The organism is Streptomyces sp. NPDC006739 (assembly GCF_042869815.1).
GTDB lineage: Bacteria > Actinomycetota > Actinomycetes > Streptomycetales > Streptomycetaceae > Streptomyces.
Genome location: NZ_JBIAGM010000028.1, coordinates 84278 through 101793, shown reverse-complemented (window position 1 = coordinate 101793; position 17516 = coordinate 84278). Strand labels below are relative to the sequence as shown.

General features: G+C 73.2%; 16 protein-coding genes. 5 read left to right on the top strand and 11 right to left on the bottom strand.

All coding sequences use genetic code 11. The features are described from left to right. Nucleotides 1–378: 378 nt before the first annotated feature. Complete coding sequence (gene tatA, locus ACFYMM_RS36895; protein WP_388395183.1) at nt 379–639, bottom strand: Sec-independent protein translocase subunit TatA; 261 nt, start codon at nt 637–639, stop codon at nt 379–381. 125 nt (nt 640–764) lie between these two features. Between tatA and ACFYMM_RS36890 the strand changes: the two genes are divergently transcribed. After that, nucleotides 765–2354, top strand: coding sequence for an LCP family protein (locus ACFYMM_RS36890; protein ID WP_388395181.1), 1590 nt, complete (start codon nt 765–767; stop codon nt 2352–2354). Here the strand turns inward: ACFYMM_RS36890 and mgtA are convergent. The 4 genes from mgtA to ACFYMM_RS36870 form a co-directional block, all read right to left on the bottom strand. Then, nucleotides 2345–4906, bottom strand: coding sequence for a magnesium-translocating P-type ATPase (mgtA, locus tag ACFYMM_RS36885; RefSeq protein WP_388395179.1), 2562 nt, complete (start codon nt 4904–4906; stop codon nt 2345–2347). The two genes, ACFYMM_RS36890 and mgtA, sit on opposite strands and share 10 nt — an antisense overlap. After that, complete coding sequence (locus ACFYMM_RS36880) at nt 4896–5258, bottom strand: ArsR/SmtB family transcription factor (protein WP_388395176.1); 363 nt, start codon at nt 5256–5258, stop codon at nt 4896–4898. Before ACFYMM_RS36880 ends, mgtA begins: the two co-directional genes overlap by 11 nt. A gap of 133 nt (nt 5259–5391) precedes the next feature. Next, the gene (locus ACFYMM_RS36875; protein ID WP_388395173.1) at nt 5392–6981 is read right to left on the bottom strand and encodes an aromatic amino acid ammonia-lyase; all 1590 of its coding nucleotides are present in this window, start codon (nt 6979–6981) and stop codon (nt 5392–5394) included. 14 nt (nt 6982–6995) lie between these two features. Then, entirely contained in the window at nt 6996–7955 is a 960-nt protein-coding gene (locus tag ACFYMM_RS36870; protein ID WP_388395171.1) for an ABC transporter substrate-binding protein, read from the bottom strand. A 282-nt stretch (nt 7956–8237) separates the two neighbouring features. Between ACFYMM_RS36870 and ACFYMM_RS36865 the strand changes: the two genes are divergently transcribed. Genes ACFYMM_RS36865 through ACFYMM_RS36850 form a run of 4 tightly spaced genes read left to right on the top strand, consistent with a single transcriptional unit; the run spans nt 8238 to nt 12241 of the window. Then, a complete protein-coding gene (locus tag ACFYMM_RS36865) occupies nt 8238–10730 on the top strand; it encodes an ATP-binding protein (RefSeq protein ID WP_388395169.1) in 2493 nt (830 codons plus the stop codon). Next, on the top strand, nt 10727–11203 hold the full coding sequence (locus ACFYMM_RS36860; RefSeq protein ID WP_388395168.1) for a roadblock/LC7 domain-containing protein: 477 nt from the start codon (nt 10727–10729) through the stop codon (nt 11201–11203). Before ACFYMM_RS36865 ends, ACFYMM_RS36860 begins: the two co-directional genes overlap by 4 nt. Before the next feature lie 35 nt (nt 11204–11238). Then, nucleotides 11239–11655 (top strand): DUF742 domain-containing protein, encoded by a 417-nt coding sequence (locus ACFYMM_RS36855; RefSeq protein WP_388395166.1) that lies wholly within the window; start codon nt 11239–11241, stop codon nt 11653–11655. Further along, nucleotides 11642–12241: an ATP/GTP-binding protein gene (locus ACFYMM_RS36850; RefSeq protein ID WP_388395164.1), complete on the top strand. Its 600-nt coding sequence runs from the start codon at nt 11642–11644 to the stop codon at nt 12239–12241. The genes ACFYMM_RS36855 and ACFYMM_RS36850 overlap by 14 nt, the downstream gene beginning before the upstream one ends. 12 nt (nt 12242–12253) lie before the next feature. On the opposite strand, the gene ACFYMM_RS36845 is transcribed toward ACFYMM_RS36850, so the two are convergent. The 6 genes from ACFYMM_RS36845 to ACFYMM_RS36820 are packed head-to-tail and all read right to left on the bottom strand — an operon-like array spanning nt 12254 to nt 17372. Continuing rightward, nucleotides 12254–12922 (bottom strand): ABC transporter permease, encoded by a 669-nt coding sequence (locus ACFYMM_RS36845; protein WP_388395161.1) that lies wholly within the window; start codon nt 12920–12922, stop codon nt 12254–12256. Continuing rightward, nucleotides 12919–13635 carry an ABC transporter permease gene (locus ACFYMM_RS36840; protein ID WP_388395159.1) on the bottom strand — a complete coding sequence of 239 codons (717 nt, stop codon included), beginning with the start codon at nt 13633–13635 and terminating at the stop codon, nt 12919–12921. The genes ACFYMM_RS36845 and ACFYMM_RS36840 overlap by 4 nt, the downstream gene beginning before the upstream one ends. After that, entirely contained in the window at nt 13632–14759 is a 1128-nt protein-coding gene (locus ACFYMM_RS36835) for an ABC transporter ATP-binding protein (protein WP_388395157.1), read from the bottom strand. Before ACFYMM_RS36835 ends, ACFYMM_RS36840 begins: the two co-directional genes overlap by 4 nt. A 40-nt stretch (nt 14760–14799) precedes the next feature. After that, a complete protein-coding gene (locus ACFYMM_RS36830; protein ID WP_388395155.1) occupies nt 14800–15591 on the bottom strand; it encodes an FAD:protein FMN transferase in 792 nt (263 codons plus the stop codon). Between the two features lie 4 nt (nt 15592–15595). Continuing rightward, nucleotides 15596–16015 carry an FMN-binding protein gene (locus tag ACFYMM_RS36825; protein ID WP_388395153.1) on the bottom strand — a complete coding sequence of 140 codons (420 nt, stop codon included), beginning with the start codon at nt 16013–16015 and terminating at the stop codon, nt 15596–15598. A 19-nt stretch (nt 16016–16034) separates the two neighbouring features. After that, nucleotides 16035–17372, bottom strand: a complete 1338-nt coding sequence (locus tag ACFYMM_RS36820; RefSeq protein ID WP_388395150.1) for a ferric reductase-like transmembrane domain-containing protein — start codon at nt 17370–17372, stop codon at nt 16035–16037. Between the last annotated feature and the right edge of the window lie 144 nt (nt 17373–17516).

The following is a 17516-nucleotide window of genomic DNA, read 5'->3' as shown; positions in this document are numbered from 1 at the left end:
CCCCGGGGGGCCCCCGCCGCGCGGCCCCCCCCGGCGCCCCCCCCGCCGCGGGGGGGGGGGGCCGGGGCCCGGGCCCCCCCCCCCCCCCCCCCCGGCGGGGGGGGGGGGGGGGGGGCCCGGGTGCGGGCCCCCCACCCCTCACTCATGCGTACGACTGCCGCTCCCGGCCGTCACTCCCCGTGCGGCCACTTCCCCTGTGGCCACTCCCCCTGACGTCAACCCTCCGCGGGCTCATCCCCCGAACAGGCGACTTGGGAACTTCTTTACCGTCGCCGCGAGTTCATCGTGCAGCCGGACGGCGTGTGAGCCGTGCGGGGTGCGGGGCGAGAGGGGGTGGCGGTGTCATGGCGTCGAGGAGGCCGACAGGGGCGGCGAAGGTCAGTGGGCGGTCGCGGGCGACTCCGGCACCGGCGCGGGCTCCGCCGTGGTGTGGACGGCGGCCGACTCCTCGGGGACGCCGGGGCGCACGGTGACACCGCCGCCGTTCTCGCCCTTCATCGCCTTCGCCTCGCTCTTGAGGATGCGCATGGACTTGCCCAGCGCGCGGGCGGTGTCCGGGAGTCTCCTGGAACCGAACAGCACGATGAACACGATCGCGACGATCAGCAGGTGCCAGGGTTCGAGGCCGTTGCGGAGCATGACCGCCCCCTTCCTTTTCTCAGTTCTTCCTGACGGCGGGAGAGGCCGAAGCCGCCGGACCGCCCAGCAATGATTGCTACATTGCGCAACTGTACAACCCGGGGTGAGGAGATAAGAGGGTGCCGATGAGCATCACCAGCAGCCGTGGGACGGAACCGACCCGGCACCGCGGCGCCCGGGGTACCGGGAGCGGGGGCGGCACCGGGAGCGGCGGCTCCCGCGGCGGTGCCCGTGAGGGTCGGCGCCGGCCCGGTGGGCGGCTGCGTGTCGCACTGGTCATCTGCGTCTCGCTGGTGGTCCTGGTCACGGCGGGAGTGGGCTGGCTGTACCTGAAACTGGACGGCAACATCAGGACGTTCGACTCTGGCGGCCTGTCCGACAACCGGCCCGCGGCCGACTCGTCCAAGGGCGAGAACGTGCTGGTGATCGGCTCGGACGCGCGCACCGACGGCAACGCGGCGCTCGGTGGCGGCGACAAGAACGCTGTCGGCCGCTCCGACACGACCTTCCTGCTGCACATATACGCCGACCATCAGCACGCCCTGGCGGTCTCCATACCCCGCGACAGCCTGGTGACCATCCCGCCGTGCAAGCTGCCCGACGGCACCTGGACCAGGACGCAGACCGACACGATGTTCAACGCGGCCTTCTCCGTCGGACGGACCGACAAGGGCAACCCGGCCTGCACCCAGAACACGGTCGAGAAGCTCACCGGGCTGCGGGTGGACCACACGGTCGTCGTCGACTTCAAGGGTTTCTCCGCCCTGACCGAGGTGGTGGGCGGGGTGAGGGTGTGCCTGCCGAACGACGTGTACCAGGGCGATCTGAACCCCAACCGCGCCACCCGCGGCAGGCTGCTGTTCAGGAAGGGGCAGCAGACCGTCTCGGGACAGAGCGCCCTGGACTACGTCCGCATCCGGCACGGCATCGGCGACGGTTCGGACATCGGCCGCATCAAACGCCAGCAGGCGTTCGTGTCCAGCCTGCTGAAGGAGGTGAAGAGCAAGGGCCTGACCCCGACCAGGCTGCTGCCGCTGGCCGACGCGGCCACCAGGTCGCTGACCGTCGACACCGGTCTGGGCAGCGCCGACAAGCTGATCTCCTTCGCGATGACGTTGAAGGACATCGACCTGCACAACACGAAGTTCGTGACGGTTCCCTGGCGGTACGTGGGCAAGCGCGTGGCGATCGTGGAGCCGGACGCCGACGCCCTGTGGGCCGTGCTCAGGGCCGACCGCACGATCGACGGCAAGGACGCCAGCGGCAAGAAGGGCACGACGGGCGCCGAGGCCTCCGCGACGGCCTCGGCCTCGCCCGCCGCGCCGGTCACCGCCCCGCCGGTCTCCGGCACGGGCATCGACGTCGCCGTCTACAACGGCACCACCGTGACGGGCCTCGCCGCCCGGGGCGCCGCCCGGCTCACCGCGGACGGCTTCACCGTCACCGGCACCGCGACGGCCACCAGGCAGGACCACACGACGACCGTCGTCCAGTACGGCCCCGGCCTGGAGAGCCGGGCGCGGACCGTGGCCGGGGTCTTCCCGGGCAGCGAACTGGAGGCGATCGGCGCGGCCAGGATCAACGTGGTCCTCGGGCAGTCGTACGCAGACGCCGGCGCCCCGGCCTCGCCGACCGCCACGGCGGTGCCCTCACAGGTCGCCGACGGGGCCCGGTCGGCGGACGACGATCCCTGCGCGAACCTGTCCTACGGCTGACGCCGGTCGTGCCGTGCCTTCGCCGCCACGAGGGCGAGGGCGTAGAGGCCGAGGAGGGCGGCGAGCAGCAGGTGGTAGGCGGGGGGCGGGCCGGTCAGGCCGAGGCAGGCGCCGAGCGGGCTCGGCGGCAGCAGCAGGCCGACGACGGCGAGGGCGGCGGCGGCCCGGCCGACGGGCCCGGGCCGGCGGCCCTCCGCGATGCGGCGGCCGGTGCGCAGGAGCAGCATCACCAGGGCCTGGGTGAGCAGGTTCTCGGTGAACCAGGCGGAGTGGAAGAGGGCCTCGTCGTGCACGGCGGCGGGACCGCTGTGCACGGCGAGCGCGAGCACGCCGAAGGTGGCGAGGTCCGCGACCGCGTTGAGCGCGCCGAAGCCGGTGATGAACCGGAGGAAGGCGCGTGGCCGCAGCACGGTGGGCCGGCGCAGCGCTGCCGCGCCGGGGTGGTCGTGGGCGAAGGCCAGCTGGGCGGCGTCGAAGCACAGGTTCTGGACGAGGACCTGTGCCGGGAGCATCGGCAGGAAGGGCAGGAGGAGACCGGCGGCGAGCATCGCGATGACGTTGCCGAGATTGGAGGAGAGGGTGACACGCAGATAGGAGGCGATGTTGGCGCTGCTGTGCCGGCCGGCGGTGACGGCGTACCCGATCGCGGTGAGGTCCTTCTCGGCGAGGACGACGTCGGCGCTCTCCCGGGCCACGTCGACGGCGGTCAGCGGGGCGATCCCGACGTCGGCCGCCCGCAGCGCGGGCACGTCGTTGACGCCGTCGCCGAGGAAGCCGACGGTGTGTCCGGCCGCGCGCAGCTCGGTGACGATGCGGGCCTTGTCCTCGGGAGTGCAGCGGGCCACGACGGTGGGGTTCCCTCCGGCCGCCGCACCGGCGGTGCCGGGCCGGGCGGTGGCCACGGTCACCTCCCCCGGGTCCAGCCCGAGGTCGCGGCAGGCGCGGGCGGCCGTGCCGGGGTGGTCGCCGGTGAGGATCCGCACGGACACGCCCAGCCCGGTCAGGGCGCGCAGGGCTTCGGCGGCGCCGGGGGCGAGGGCGTCGCGGAAGGTGACCAGGCCCCGGAAGGTCAGGCCGTGTTCGTCGGCGGGCGTGCGGGGGCGGGTGCGGGCGGGGCGCCGGGCGGTGGCGACGGCCAGGACGCGCAGTCCGGTGTCCGCCTCGTGGGCGGCGAGCGCGAGCAGCCGTCGCCGTTCGGCGGGGTCGAGGTCACAGCGTTCCAGTACGTCCTCGGCGGCGCCCCTGGTGACCAGGACGTGGGTGCCGGGCGGGCCGGCGACGACGGCGGTGGCGATGCGCCGGGCGGGGTCGAAGGCTATGGCGCCGATGCCGTCGTATTCCTCGCCCGCCGCGCCGGCCGCGGTCAGCAGGGCCTCGTCGAGGGCGTCCGGGGCGGGGAGTTCCGCCAGCTGGAGGGTCCACCAGGCGCCGACGGCGGCCCAGCGCAGGACGTCCGGGTCGTCGCGTCCGTCGGGTCCGAGCGCCCGTTCGACGACCGGGCGGTCCTGGGTGAGCGTGCCGGTCTTGTCCAGACAGAGGACGTCGACGGCGCCCAGGTCGTGCAGGGCGGGCAGCCGCCGTACGACGACGCGGTGGGTGCGGGCGAGCAGGGTGGCGCCCCGGGACAGACAGGTGGTGACGATCACCGGGAGCATCTCGGGGGTGAGTCCGACGGCCACCGCGACGGCGAACGGCAGCGTCTCCAGGCCCCGGCCGCGCAGGGCGGCGCCCGCCATGAGGACGAGCGGCGGGGTGAGCAGCATGAACCGGATGAGCACCCAGGAGATGCCGTGCACGGACCGGTCGAAGGCGCTGGCCTCCCGGCGCCCGGAGTCCTTCTGCGCGGTCGCGAAGCGGGTGCGCGGGCCCGTTGCCACGACGACCGCGGTGGCGCTGCCGGAGGCGACGCCGCTGCCCTGGAAGCACAGGTGCGGCTGGTCGAAGGGGCCGTCGTCGCCGGGCGGCCCGGGCACGTCGACGGCGGCCTTGGCGGCGGGCGCCGACTCCCCGGTGAGCGCCGCCTGGTGCACGGTCAGCCCACGGGCGCGCAGCAGCCGTACGTCGGCCGGGACCAGGTCGCCGGGACCGAGCCGTACGACGTCACCGGGGACCAGTTCGGCGACCGGGACCTCGCGGGCGTGGGGCTCCTCGGCGTCGTCGGCGCGCCGCAGCACGGTGGCGGTGCCGGCGACCAGTTCGCGCAGGGCGGCCAGGGCGCGGTCGGCGCGGCGCTCCCCGGCCGCGCGCAGCACGCAGCTGACCGCGACCAGGGCGAGGATCACCGCGGCGGTGCCGTAGGAGTCGACGAGCGCCGAGACCACGCCGAGGGTCAGCAGGACGGCGGTGAAGGGGTCGCGAAGACCGCGCAGACAGCGACGGACCCAGGACGCCGTAGGCGGCCGGGGCGGGGTGTTCTCCCCCGTCGCGGCGAGCCGGGCGGCGGCCTCGGTGTCGGTCAGCCCGCGCGGGCCGCTGTCCAGCCGGCGCAGCAGTTGCAGGGCGGTGTCCGCCTCCGGGCGTGCCGGGCGGGCGGGCGCGGCCTCAGAGGCCATGGAGGCGGCGGACCGGGGCCTCGGCGGGCGCGGCCCGGCCGCGGAGGCGGCCGATGAGGAGGTGGACGACGTCGACGACGGTCGGGTCGTCGACGAAGTACACCTGGCGGCGGCCCTCGCGGCGGGAGCGGACGAGCCCGGCGAGCTTGAGCTTGGTCAGGTGCTGGCTGACCGCGGGCAGCGCGCCGCCGACCCGCTCGGCGAGACCGGTGACATCGCTCTCGCCCTGGGCCAGCGCCCACACGATGTGCAGGCGGGCGGGCGAGGCGAGCAGTCCGAAGGCCGCGGCGGCCTGCGCGAGCACCTCGGCGGAGGGGTCCTCGTTGCCGGTACTGCTGGGCGCTGTCGCCACTGTGTCCGTCCTCCCGCTCTCCGCTGTGCCGAGGGGTCAGTTTAGGTCCTGTCCTCAAATTCCCGCCTGTCCGCCGGCCGTGCGGATCCGGCCCGCGCCCGGTGGGCGGGGGCTGATTCGGCCGCGGTTCGGCTCACAGCCGTGCGAGCGGGGGCAGGAGGTCGGCCGCGGCGGTGATGTCCCCGGTGAGCGGGCGGTCCTCGGTACCGGAGGGCAGCGCGGCGGCCGCGAGGGCGAAGGCGGGCACCGGCGGTGGCAGCGGCTGGAGCCGCAGGGCCCGTACGGCGCTGACGAGTTCGCAGGCCAGGACGGTGGTGTAGGCGGCGGTGGCCCGCTCGGTCTGGCGGGCCGCCTGGCCGGCGAAGCTGGCGGCCTCCTCCAGGCCGTGGGAGAGGACCGTGTGCCCGGCCGAGGCGGGCGTGGCGCAGGAACGCAGTTCCGCCAGCGCCGAGTTGGCGGTGTACTCCAGGATCATCGTGCCCGAGCTGCTCGCGGGCCCGGAGGCGAGGAAGTCGGGCAGTCCGGTGAGGTCGCCCCGGCCGAGCGCGGTCAGGCGCGCGGCGGAGAGCTGGGCGGTCTGCAGCAGGGCCAGGTTCAGCCCGTCGAGGGCCAGGCCGAGCGGGGCGGCGAAGAAGCCGCCGTGGTGGTAGAGCCGGCCGTCGGAGGTCAGGACGGGGTTCTCCGAGGGGCAGTTGATCTCCACCTCGACGATCCGGCGCAGGGCGTCCGAGGCCTCCAGGGCGGCGCCGTGCACCTGCGGGAAGGCGCGGAAGCCGTAGGGGTCCTGGACGCGGCGCCCGGCGGCGAGGAGGCGTTCGGGGTGGTCGGGCCGGTCGGCGCCGTCGGGGATGTGGAGGAGTCGGCGCACCTCGGCGGCGGCGCGGGCCGGGCCGGGATACGGCCGCAGGGCGTGCACCTGCGCGGCGTAGGCCTCCGGTGACCCGGAGACGGCGACCAGGGAGAGCGCGGCGACCGCGTGCGTGGCCCGCAGCAGCACATCGAGGTCGTACCAGGCGAGGGCGGCCTGCCCGAGCGCGAGGGCGTTGCTGCTGAGCAGCGCCAGCGCGTCGCCGGCCCGGAGGGTGACCGGTGCGGGCAGGGCGGGCAGAGGGGGCCCGGGTGCGGCCGGTGCCGGGTCTTCGGTCCGGGCCGGCCGGGTCGGCGTCAGCCACGGCCGTTCCCCGAGCAGGGTCAGTCCCGTCTGGGCCAGTGCCGTCAGGTCGCCCGTGCCGACGGCGCCGTGCGCGTTGACGGCCGGGTGGGCGCCGAGGCGCAGGGCGTCGGTGAGGGCGGTGACGAAGGAGGGGTGGATGCCGGAGCCGGCGGCGAGGAGCTGGTTGGCGCGAACGGCGAGCAGTGCGCGGACCTGCCGGGCCGGCAGGAGGGGGCCGGCGCCGCCGGCGTGGCTGCGCAGGATCCGCAGGCCGTGCTCGGTCTCGTCGGCGGGGTCGACGGGCACCGAGCGGTGCGCGCCGACGCCGGTGCCCCGGCCGTACCAGCGTCCCGTGGCGGCGAGGCGGTCGGCGCTCTCCCGGGCCCGCCGGACCCGTTCGAGGGCCTCGGCCGGTACGACGGGTTCGGCGTCGGCGTCGGCCAGCCGGACGAGTGCGGGCAGGCCGAGGCCGTGGCCGTCGAGCACGACGCGGGCGTCCCCGGCGCCCGGGGGCACCCGCGTCGGGCTGTCAGCGGGACCGTCCGCGCCGGCGTTCGTGGTGCCGTCCACCGTGCGGACGGGCGTCAGACGAGACCTGCGGACTGCAGCCAGGCCTTGGCGACGTCCAGCGGGTCCTTGTTCTGCGACTGCACCTGGGTGTCCAGGTCCAGCAGGGTCGCCGTGTCGAGCTTGGCCGAGACGGCGTTGAGCGCCTCGACGCCCTTCTGCGGCAGCGCGCTCTTGTACACCAGCGGCTGCACGTTCTCGAAGCCGAAGAGGTTCTTCGGGTCCTGGAGGACGACGTGCTTCTCCTTGGCGATGGTCGTGTCCGTGGTGAACAGGTCCGCCGCCTGCACGGTGTTCTTCGTCAGCGCCGCCTGGGTGAGCGGGCCGCCCGCGTCGAGCGCCTTGAAGGACTTGAACTCCAGGCCGTACACGGACTTGAGGCCGACCAGGCCCTGCTGCCGGGTCTGGAACTCCGGCGAGGCGCCGATGACCAGGTCCTTCGCGATGTCCTTGAGGTCGGCGATCGAGGACTTGTCGGTCAGGTTGTACTTCTTCGCGGTGGCCGCGTTGAGCGTGACCGAGTCCTTGTTCTGTGCCGACGCCGGGTCGAGCAGCGTCAGTCCGGAGTCCAGCTTGGCCTCGATGGCCGCCGTGGTCGCCTTCACGGAGGCCGGCGCGGCCTTCGGGTCGAGGTAGGCCAGCAGGGCGCCGTTGTACTCGGGCAGGACCGAGATGGAGCCGTTCTTGAGCAGGCCGTAAGTGGTCTCGCGGCTGCCGATGTTCGGCTTGTATGTGACCTTGATTCCCTTGGCCTTCAGGGCCTCGCCGTAGATGTCGCCGAGCAGGATGCTCTCGGCGAAGTTGTTGGATCCGACGACGACCGTGCCGCCGCTCGCCTTGCTGTCCGCGAGCGGGTCGGACTTGCCGCTGGAGGAGGAGGAACAGCCCGCCAGCAGGGCTGTCGTCGCGGCGAGCGCGACGGCCGCCGCGGCTCGGTTTCTCCGGATTGACCTGCTGGTGTGGGTGTAGGAAGTCACGGTTCCCGTTCCGGGCTCAGGGGATTGGCGGGGGATGGGGAAGGGGCATGAAGCACTCTCCACTGATCCAATCCAGCCGGTTCTCGGTCAGTCAAGAGCCTCCTGGTAACTGATTGGCTTCGATGAGTGGCTAGTTGTGCATCGCAAGCGTTCTCTTCGTGATGGATTCTTGACAGAGAGTACGTGATTGACCCTTCAAGGACGCTGTAGTCTCGCCGCAGTTGAAATCGGTCACAGCGGTGCACGGGGCCCGCTTCTGTATACCTGCACGAAGGAGGCCCGGTGTCCACGAACCAGGTGGACGCGCCCATCCGGTCCGCCCGGCCACGGGTCGGCAGACGGGGCTTCGCCGATCGCTGGCCCTTCCGGCGCAAGCTGAACCTGCTCGTCGGCATCCCGCTCGCGGTCATCGCCCTGTTGCTGTGGTATGTGATCGGCGATCTGCTCGACGAGTCCAACAGCGCCGAGTCGGCGGCCCAGCTGGTGCGCGACAGCGCCCAGGTGTCCCGGCTGGTGGACCGGGTCGAGGCCGAGCACCAGCAGGCGATCCTGCTCGCGGTGCGCTACGAGTCCGGCTACGCCAAACCGTCCACGGCCGCCTACCGCGCGGCCCAGGACGCGGTGAACACCCAGGTCCAGAAGGTCCGCGAGACCTTCGGGGACCGGCTGCCGGACAGCGAGGCCCAGGCGCTCAAGGAGGTCGAGGGCCTCTCCAGCCTGCGCACCTCCGTCGAGGAGTCCTACCTGCCCGCCGACAACATCGACCCGGCCTACTCGGGCGCCGCCAACGGCCTGATCGACGGCCTCGGCCTCGACCGCAACGCCGACCTCGCGGCCACCTTCACCGGCAACCTGCTCGACTCGCTGCTGCGCGCCGACGCGGCCCACGGCGCCTTCGAGACCAACGTGTTCGCGGCGACCACCGAGGACACCAACGCGCTGATCGAGTTCACCAACGCGGTCGGCGCCTACGACCTCTACTCCCACCAGGCCGACCGCTTCACCCGGTTCGCCACCGAGGAGCAGGCGGAGAAGCTGGCCAAGATCGAGCACACGCCGGCCCAGCGCACCATCGCCGGGTCGTTCGCCGAGCTGCAGATCGACACCAGCAAGCTGGAGGCCGGCAGCCGGGAGGAGATCCGCCGCGCCGTCGCGGCGGCGCTCGCCGACTACCCCAACTACCCCGAACAGGCCGCCGCCCGGCTGAAGATCACCACCGGGCTGATCGGCGAGATCGCCCAGCGGGCCGACGAGGCCTCCACCTCCGCACAGTGGCGGGCGGGACTGCTGCTGAGCGGCGCGCTGCTCGGCTTCCTCCTGTGGATCGCGTTCGCGGTGATGGTCCGCCGCTCGGTGATCCGCCCGGTCCAGGCGCTGACCGGCGCCGCGCAGGAGGTCTCCGAGGTGGCCGGGCGCGAACTGGCCCGCGTCGCCGCCGACGACGCCGAGGACGACGGGCCGCCCCTGCTGCGGGACATGCCGGTCACCGCGCGCGACGAGATCGGCGACCTGGCCGAGGCCTTCAACCGGGTGCAGACCACCGCCGCCGCGCTCCTGGAACGCCAGGTCCTCAGCCGGCGCAACACCGCCGAGATGTTCGGCAACGTGGGCCGCCGGGTCAGCAACCTGACCACCCGCCAGCTCGCCCTGATCGACGCGGTGGAGCGCGGCGAGACCGACCCCGAGTTGCTGGAGCGTCTCTACTCCATCGACCACATCGCCGTACGCCTGCGCCGCAACGCCGACAGTCTGATGCTGCTGGCCGGCATCCGCGAGACGGTGCTGGACGGGGGCCCCGCGGAGCTGAGCAACGTGGTGCGGGCGGCGCTCGGACAGATCGAGGGCTATCAGCGGGTACGGCTGTACGCGGCGTCGGACGCCATGGTGGAGCCGGACATCATCGGCGACCTGACCCTGATGGTGGCCGAACTCCTGGAGAACGCGGTGTCGTTCTCGCCCGAGGGCAGCCCCGTGGAGGTGACCGTCCGCACCGGCGTCGCCGGCGCCCACGTGGTCGTCACCGACCACGGCCTGGGCATGAGCGCCGAGCGGCTCGCGGAGGAGAACGCCCGGCTGATCCGCCGCGAACGCCTCGACCTGGTGCCCACACAGGTGCTGGGTCTGTTCGTGGTGGGCGCCCTGGCCCGCCGCTGGGAGATCGGCGTCGAGCTGACCCGCACGCCGGGCGGCGGCGTGACGGCGGAGGTGACCCTCCCGGCAACGCTGCTCCTCATGCCGAGTCCGGTGGCGGACGCGCCCACCATCCCGCCCGCCGGGACCGCGTCCGGTCCGGTGCCCACGGGCGGGGCCGTCGTCCCCGCGCCCCGCCGGCAGGAGCCGGTGTCCCCGAGCGCCACGAGCACCACGACCGCCGACGAAGGGGGCCCGCTCCCCCGCCGTCTCCCGCGCCGCGAGCCGGCCGCTCCGTCCGGACAGCCCGCGCCGTCCGCACCCTCCGCGCCGTCCGACCACGGCGACTCGCCGGCCGCCGCACGCCCGCTGCGCCGCCGGGTCCGTGGCGCCACGCTCCGTACCACCGTGGGCGCGGCGCAGGTCGTACCGCAGGCGGTGCGGAAGCGGGACGCCGAGGCCGAGCGCGACGCGCTGGACGAGTTCGAGGCAGCGGTGCAGCGCGCCCGGCGCGACAGCGACACCGGAAGCTTCGAGCGCCCCCGCACGGCCGGCGACGCCCCCGGCGCACCCGCCGTACCCCCCGCCCCCCGCACGACCGACCCGTACGACAAGAACCACCTTCCGGAAGGAGCCGAGCAGTGAGCACGTCGACAGGTGACACCCCGACGGGCGGCACCGCGCCGACCGACCTGCAGGCAGCCGCGGCCGACTTCACCTGGCTGCTGAACCGTTTCGCGACCGAGACCGCCGGCGTGGTCGACGCGATCGCCGTGTCCTCCGACGGTCTGCTGATCGCGGTGTCGGAGCTGCGCGAGCGCGCGCACTCCGAGCGTCTCGCGGCGATCGTCTCCGGCATCACCAGCCTGGCCGCCGGGGCCTCCGGCAACTACGGTCTGGGCGCCCTCAACAAGGTCATCATCGACCTGGAGGGCGGCCATGTGATCGTCTCCGCGATCGGCAGCGGCGCCGTCCTCGGCGTGGTCGCCGACAAGGAGGCCAAGCTCGGCAACATCGCCTACGAGATGACGCTGTTCGCCAACCGCGCCGGCACCGCGCTCAGCCCGCAGCTCGTCCTGGAACTGAAGAACAGCGTCGGCGTCCCGTCGTCGCGCTGACCGGCCCCGCCGGTCAGGAGAGGAAACGAAAAGCCATGGCGGACGGCTCCCCGCCCCCGGGACCCGACCCGGTGGGTCCCGCCCCCGCCGTACGGCCGTTCCTGGTCACCGCCGGCCGGGTGGCGGACAACGCGCCCGGCCGGGCGATGCCCGTCGAGACCCAGGTGGTGGCCACCGCCGCCGGGCTCGACGGGCTCGGCCGGCTCTCCTTCGAGCAGCACGACATCGTCGCGGCCTGCCGGCTGCCGCAGTCCCTCGCGGAACTCGCGGCCCGGCTGCGGCTGCACCTCAACGTGGTCCGCGTGCTGGCCGAAGACCTGCGCGAGGCCGGGCACCTGACCGTGCACGTGCCGGACGTCGACGCCACTCATGACGCGTCCGTCCTGCGCAGGGTTATCGACGGCCTGCGGGCCGTCCCCGACTCCCGAGGGGTACCGAGTGACACCGACTGAACCGCTCACCCGGGGCGCGGCCGGACACGATGCCGTACGGCCGCCGCTGCCGGTCAAGATGGTGATAGCGGGCGGCTTCGGCGTGGGCAAGACCACCGCCGTCGGCTCCATCTCGGAGATCGAGCCGCTGACCACCGAGGCATCGATCACCGAGGTCGCGGCGGGCGTGGACGACCTCACGCACACCCCGCGCAAGACCACCACCACCGTGGCGATGGACTTCGGCTGTCTCACCATCGACCCGACACTGAAGCTGTACCTGTTCGGCACGCCCGGGCAGGAGCGGTTCGGGTTCATGTGGGACGACATCGTCGAGGGCGCGGTCGGCGGACTGGTCATCGTCGACACCCGGCGGCTGGACGACTGCTACGCGGCCGTGGACTACTTCGAGCACAAGGGCATCCCGTTCGCGGTGGCGGTCAACGCCTTCGACGGGAAGGTGGAGCACGGCCTGGACGAGGTCCGCTGGGCCCTGGACGTCTCCGAGGGCGTGCCGCTCGTGGTGTTCGACGCCCGGGAGCGCGGCTCGGTGCGGGACGCGCTGCTCGTCGTACTGGAGCTGGCGCTGGCCCGCACCGAGGCGTGACCCGGCGGCGGTTCAGGCGCTCCTGCGCACCCCGGGCGAGACCACGAACCGGTGCAGCGCCCAGAACACGCCGAGGGTCGCCAGCGCCATCCCGGCCACCAGGGTGGCGCCGCCGACGACCTTCTCGTAGTTCTTCTGGTAGAGGCCGTCGATGATGTACCGGCCGAGGCCGCCGAGGCTGACGTAGGCGGCGATGGTGGCCGTCGAGACGATCTGGATGGCGGCCGAGCGCAGCCCGCTGAGGATCAGCGGGAGCGCGACCGGGAGTTCGACCTGGAAGAGGACGCGTGACTCGGGCATCCCCATGCCCCGCGCGGCGTCCACCGGCGAGGGGTCGACGGAGCGGACCGCCTCGTAGGTGGTGACCAGGATCGGCGGGACGGCGAGGACTACCAGCGGGATCATCACCGGCAGCATGCCGAAGCCGATCCAGATGAACATCAGCACCAGCAGGCCGAAGCTGGGCAGCGCCCGGCCGGCGGTGGCGAGCAGCGCCAGGGCGTTGCCGCCGCGCCCGTAGTGGCCGGTGAGCAGGCCGACCGGCAGCCCGATCGCGGCGGCTATGGCGAGCGCCTCCAGCGAGTACGTGACGTGCTCGCCGAGGCGGGTGGGGATGCCGTCGTAGCCGTGCCAGTGCGAGCTGTCGCTGAAGAAGGCGTGGACGAAGCTGAGTACGTTCACGAGGCGGCGTCCTCCAGGGCGGGCAGGGCCGGTTCGGGCCGGGCCTCGGCGGCCCCGGGCCCGCGGCGGCGGGTGCTGCCGGGCATCCAGGGGGTCAGCAGGACGCGTACGACGACCAGCGCGGCGTCCACGAGGATCGCCAGGACGGCGGTGGTGACCACGGAGTTCACGGCCAGCTCGGGGCGGTGGTAGATGTTCGCGTCGTTGAGCAGGTTGCCCAGCGCGCCCTGGTTGCCGATCAGCATGCCGACGCTGACCAGGGAGATGCTGGACACGGTCGCCACCCTGAGGCCCGCGATGATCGCGGGCACGGCGATCGGCAACTGCACCTGGAAGTAGCGCCGTACGGGGCCGAAGCCCATGGCGGTGGCGGCGGCGATGGTCTCCTGCGGGACCGAGCGGACGCCGTCGACGATCGCCGGGACCAGCACCACCAGGCTGTACACGGCGAGCGGGATCATCACGGTGGTCTCGGTCTGGCCGGTGTAGTCGATGAGGACCACGAAGAAGGCCAGCGACGGGATGGCGTACAGCACGGTCGTCACCCACAGCACCGGCGGGTACAGCCAGCGGAAGCGGACGCAGAGCTGGGCGACGGGCAGGGAGACGACCAGACCCGCCAGGACGGGCAGCAGCGCCTCGCGCAGATGCAGGCCGATCAGTCCGAAGTAGCTGTTCTGCAGGTCGCTCGGGATGTCGAAGAAGCGGCTCATCCGGCGGCCTTCGCGTGCGGGTGCCCGGCGGCGTGCGCGGCGCGGATGGCCTCGCCGATGACCTGCTGCGAGACGACACCGACGGCGCGCCCCTCGCCGTCCACCGCGACGGCCCAGCCGGTCGGGGAGAGCACGGCGCCGTCGAGCGCGGTGCGCAGCGAGTCCCGGCCCGGCACGAAGGGCCGCCCGTACGGCAGCAGCCGCTCCCGGTCGACGCCTTGGGCGGCGTCCGCCGGCTCGCTCCAGCCGAGGGGGCGGCCGTCGAGGTCGGTCACCAGGAGGTAGGGGGTGTCGGCCGAGGCGCGGGCGGCGAGTTGCTCGGCGCCGGCGTCGACGGCGACGACCGGCGCGGTCCGCAGCTCCAGACCGGCGGACGGGAAGAAGGAGAGCCGCCGGATGCCCCGGTCGGCGCCGAGGAAGTCCTCGACGAAGGCGTCCGCGGGCGCGCTGAGCAGTTCGGCGGGCGGTGCGAACTGGGCCAGTTCGCCGCCGGTGCGCATCACGGCGACGTTGGTGCCGAGTTTGATCGCCTCGTCGATGTCATGGGTGACGAAGACGATGGTCTTGCCCAGCTCTTCCTGGATGCGCAGGAGTTCGTCCTGGAGTCCCTTGCGCACCACCGGGTCGACGGCCGAGAACGGCTCGTCCATCAGCAGCACCGGCGGGTCCGCCGCGAGGGCCCGGGCCACGCCGACGCGCTGCTGCTGTCCGCCCGAGAGCTGGTAGGGGTAGCGCTTGGCGAGCGCGGTGTCGAGTCCCACCCGCTCCATCAGTTCGGCCGCCCGGGCCCGCGCCTTCTGCCTGCTCCAGCCGAGCAGCCGGGGGACGGTGGCGATGTTGTCGAGGATGGTGCGGTGCTGGAAGAGACCGGCGTTCTGGATGACGTAACCCATCGACCGGCGCAGCGTGTTGACGGGCTGGCGCTGGATGTCGACCCCGTCGAGGAGGATGCTGCCCTCGCTGGGCTCCACCATCCGGTTGATCATCCGCAGGGTCGTCGTCTTGCCGCAGCCGGAGGGGCCGACGAAGACCGTGATGGAGCGGTCCGGTATGTCCAGCGACAGCCGGTCGACCGCCACCGTGCCGTCCGGGTACCGCTTCGTGACTGAATCTATCCGTATCAAGACGCCGCGTACCCTTCGGGTTGACCGTTGCGGGGAGAGTCTAGACCGGGAATGTTTCGGGACTTTGGCGGGAGCGGCCACCCGCGTCCTCGGCGACCGTGTCCTCCGCGACCGGAAACCCCTCGGTGCGCAGCACCTGTCCACCGGCGTCCACCGCGAACACCTCGCACCCCGGCCGCGCGGCCGCCCACTCGATGCCCTCGGCGCCCAGCGCGAAGGCCGCCGTGGCCACCGAGTCCGCCACCGTCAGCGAGGAGGCGACGACCGTCACGCTGAGCAGCCCGGTCGCCGGGCGGCCGGTGCGCCCGTCGATGATGTGGTCGCCGCGCTCGTAGCGGGCGGAGGTCGCCACCGCGCCGTCGGTCAGCTCCAGGACCGAACACAGTCTGTCGGCGCGCTCGGGGTGCCGTACTCCCACCCGCCAGGGGCCGCCGGCGGCGACCACGTCACCGCCGGCGTTCAGCACGAACCGCCGGGCCCCGGCCGCTGCCAGCAGGTCGGCCGCCCGCTGCACCGCCCAGCCCTTGACCACCGCGCAGGGGTCGAGTCCGCGCCCCGGCAGCCGTACGTCGAACGCCCCGCCCGTGGCGGCCCGGTAGTGCTCGCACAGGTCGAGGATCTCGGTGAGCTGGTCGCTGAGACCGGCCCGCGCCAGCTCACCGCGGCCGTGCCGTGACACCTCGCTGTCGGGCCGGAAGGGGCTGAAGCGGGCGTCGGCCTCGCGCAGCCAGGCGAACACGGCGTCGGCCGCCGGCGCCCCCGTTGCGTCGAAGCCCTCGTCGTCCACCCGCAGCGAGACCGGGAACCCCATGACGTGTTCGACGCGGTGCACGCGATCAGCCCTTCGCGTCGATGGCGGCCTGCAGCGACTCCCTGTAGCCGTCGCTCGTGACCGTCGCGCCGGACACCGTGTCGATGTGCGCGCTCTGCGCCCTCAGCGTCTCCGCGACCAGCTTCGGCACGGCGGCCGTGGTCTGCGGATGGTTCGGCTGCCGGAGCATCCGCACGGCGGTGATCCGGTCCCCGCTGAAGGTCACCTGGACCTGGACGGGCCCCTTGTCCGTGTCGACCGTCGTGCCCTTGACGACCGTGCCGGACGACGAACCCGCGGACCCCGAAGACCCTGAAGACACGGACGTGGAAGGCGCGGTCGCGGGTTCGGCGGTGGACGTCGTACCGCCGGCCGAGGGCTGGTAGCGCCAGACCGGGACCAGGCCCGCGATGCTCAGTACGACGACAGGTATGGCTCGCTTCACGATGTCTTCCCCGTCTCCCTCAGCCCGCCAGGCTGAAGCGCTCGAAGTGGATCTGCCGCTTGGGCACGCCCAGTTCGTCCAGGCTGCGCAGCACCGCGTTCATCATCGGTGGCGGCCCGCACAGGAAGACGTCCCGGTCGTCGATGTCCGGCACCAGCCGGGCCAGCTCGCGCGGCGCGAGCCGGTCGGGGACCGCCGGACCGGTGACCAGATGCAGTTCGGCGCCCTTCGCCGCCGCCAGCTCGCGCAGCTCGTCGTAGAGGACGGCGTCCCGGTCGCTTCCGACGCGGTAGACGACCACGGCGTGGCCGTCCAGGTCCTCCAGCAGGGCCCGGATGGGCGTGACGCCGACGCCGCCCGCGATGAGCAGGGACTCGCTCCTGGTGCGGTGCAGGGTGGTGAAGGCGCCGTAGGGTCCCTCGGCGAAGACGCGCGTGCCGACCTTCACCTGGCGCAGGGCGGCGCTGCCGTCTCCCGCCGCCTTGGCGGTCAGGCGCAGGGTGCGGCCGTCGGGGGCGGCGGAGAGGGAGTACGGGTTGGCCTGCCACCAGCGGTCGGCGGTCAGGAACCGCCACAGGAAGAACTGGCCGGCCCGGGCCGGGAGTCTGTCGAGGTCGCGGCCGGTGATGTAGACCGACACGACGTTGTCGGACTCCGGGACGACGGCGGAGACACGGAACCGGTGGCGGGCGTTGCGCCAGAGCGGGAGGACCAGGCGGCCCAGGACGACCGCGCCGAGGGCCACCGCCCACACCCCGTACCAGTAGGTCCTCGCGGCGGCGGACGAGGTGAACGTCGTACCGACCGCGACCTGGTGCGTGAAGGCCAGGATGACGGCGACGTAGGTGTACAGGTGGATGAAGTGCCAGGTCTCGTAGGCGAGTCGGCGGCGGGCGTAGCGGGCCGAGACGGCGCCGACCGCGATGACGACGCCCAGTGCGACGGTCGCGCGCAGCACGCCCTCGGTGGTCTCGGCGAGGTCGACGAGCTCGGTGACGGGGCCGACGCCCGCGCCGTCGGCGTAGCCGAAGCTGATGAAGACGGCGTGCGCGAGCAGCGTCCACAGGATGCCGAAGCCCACCCAGCGGTGCAGGGACGTCAGCCGGTCCATGCCGATGCGGCGGTCCAGCCACGGCAGCCGGGCCACCAGCACCAGCTGGAAGGCCATGAGGAGGGCACCGTAGAGGCCGGTGAGGCGGCCGATGACGATCAGGGCGTTGGAGGCGAAGCCCGCCTGGGCGAAGAAGTACGCGACCACGGCCGCGTTGACGGCGAGCACGGCGTACAGGCCGGTGCGGGCCACCACCCGGGGGCGTATCGCCGTGGGGGGCGCAGGGGGCGATTGGACGGTCGTCACGGGACGGCAGCTCCTTGATCGGGTCCTGGGTGACGAGCTTGGCCGGTGGGAGCTGTCGACAACCTGTCGTACCACTTACAAGTACCTGTCGATGTGCATGGTGTGCGCCGGACCACATGGTCTGCCCAGGCCGGTGCCGCACTA

What these genes read in the sequence shown, in the direction of transcription:
- tatA (WP_388395183.1), bottom strand. Translation starts at nt 639, where the DNA reads ATGCTCCGCAACGGCCTCGAACCCTGGCACCTGCTGATCGTCGCGATC.
- ACFYMM_RS36890 (WP_388395181.1), top strand. Translation starts at nt 765, where the DNA reads ATGAGCATCACCAGCAGCCGTGGGACGGAACCGACCCGGCACCGCGGC.
- mgtA (WP_388395179.1), bottom strand. Translation starts at nt 4,906, where the DNA reads ATGGCCTCTGAGGCCGCGCCCGCCCGCCCGGCACGCCCGGAGGCGGAC.
- ACFYMM_RS36855 (WP_388395166.1), top strand. Translation starts at nt 11,239, where the DNA reads ATGGCGGACGGCTCCCCGCCCCCGGGACCCGACCCGGTGGGTCCCGCC.
- ACFYMM_RS36840 (WP_388395159.1), bottom strand. Translation starts at nt 13,635, where the DNA reads ATGAGCCGCTTCTTCGACATCCCGAGCGACCTGCAGAACAGCTACTTC.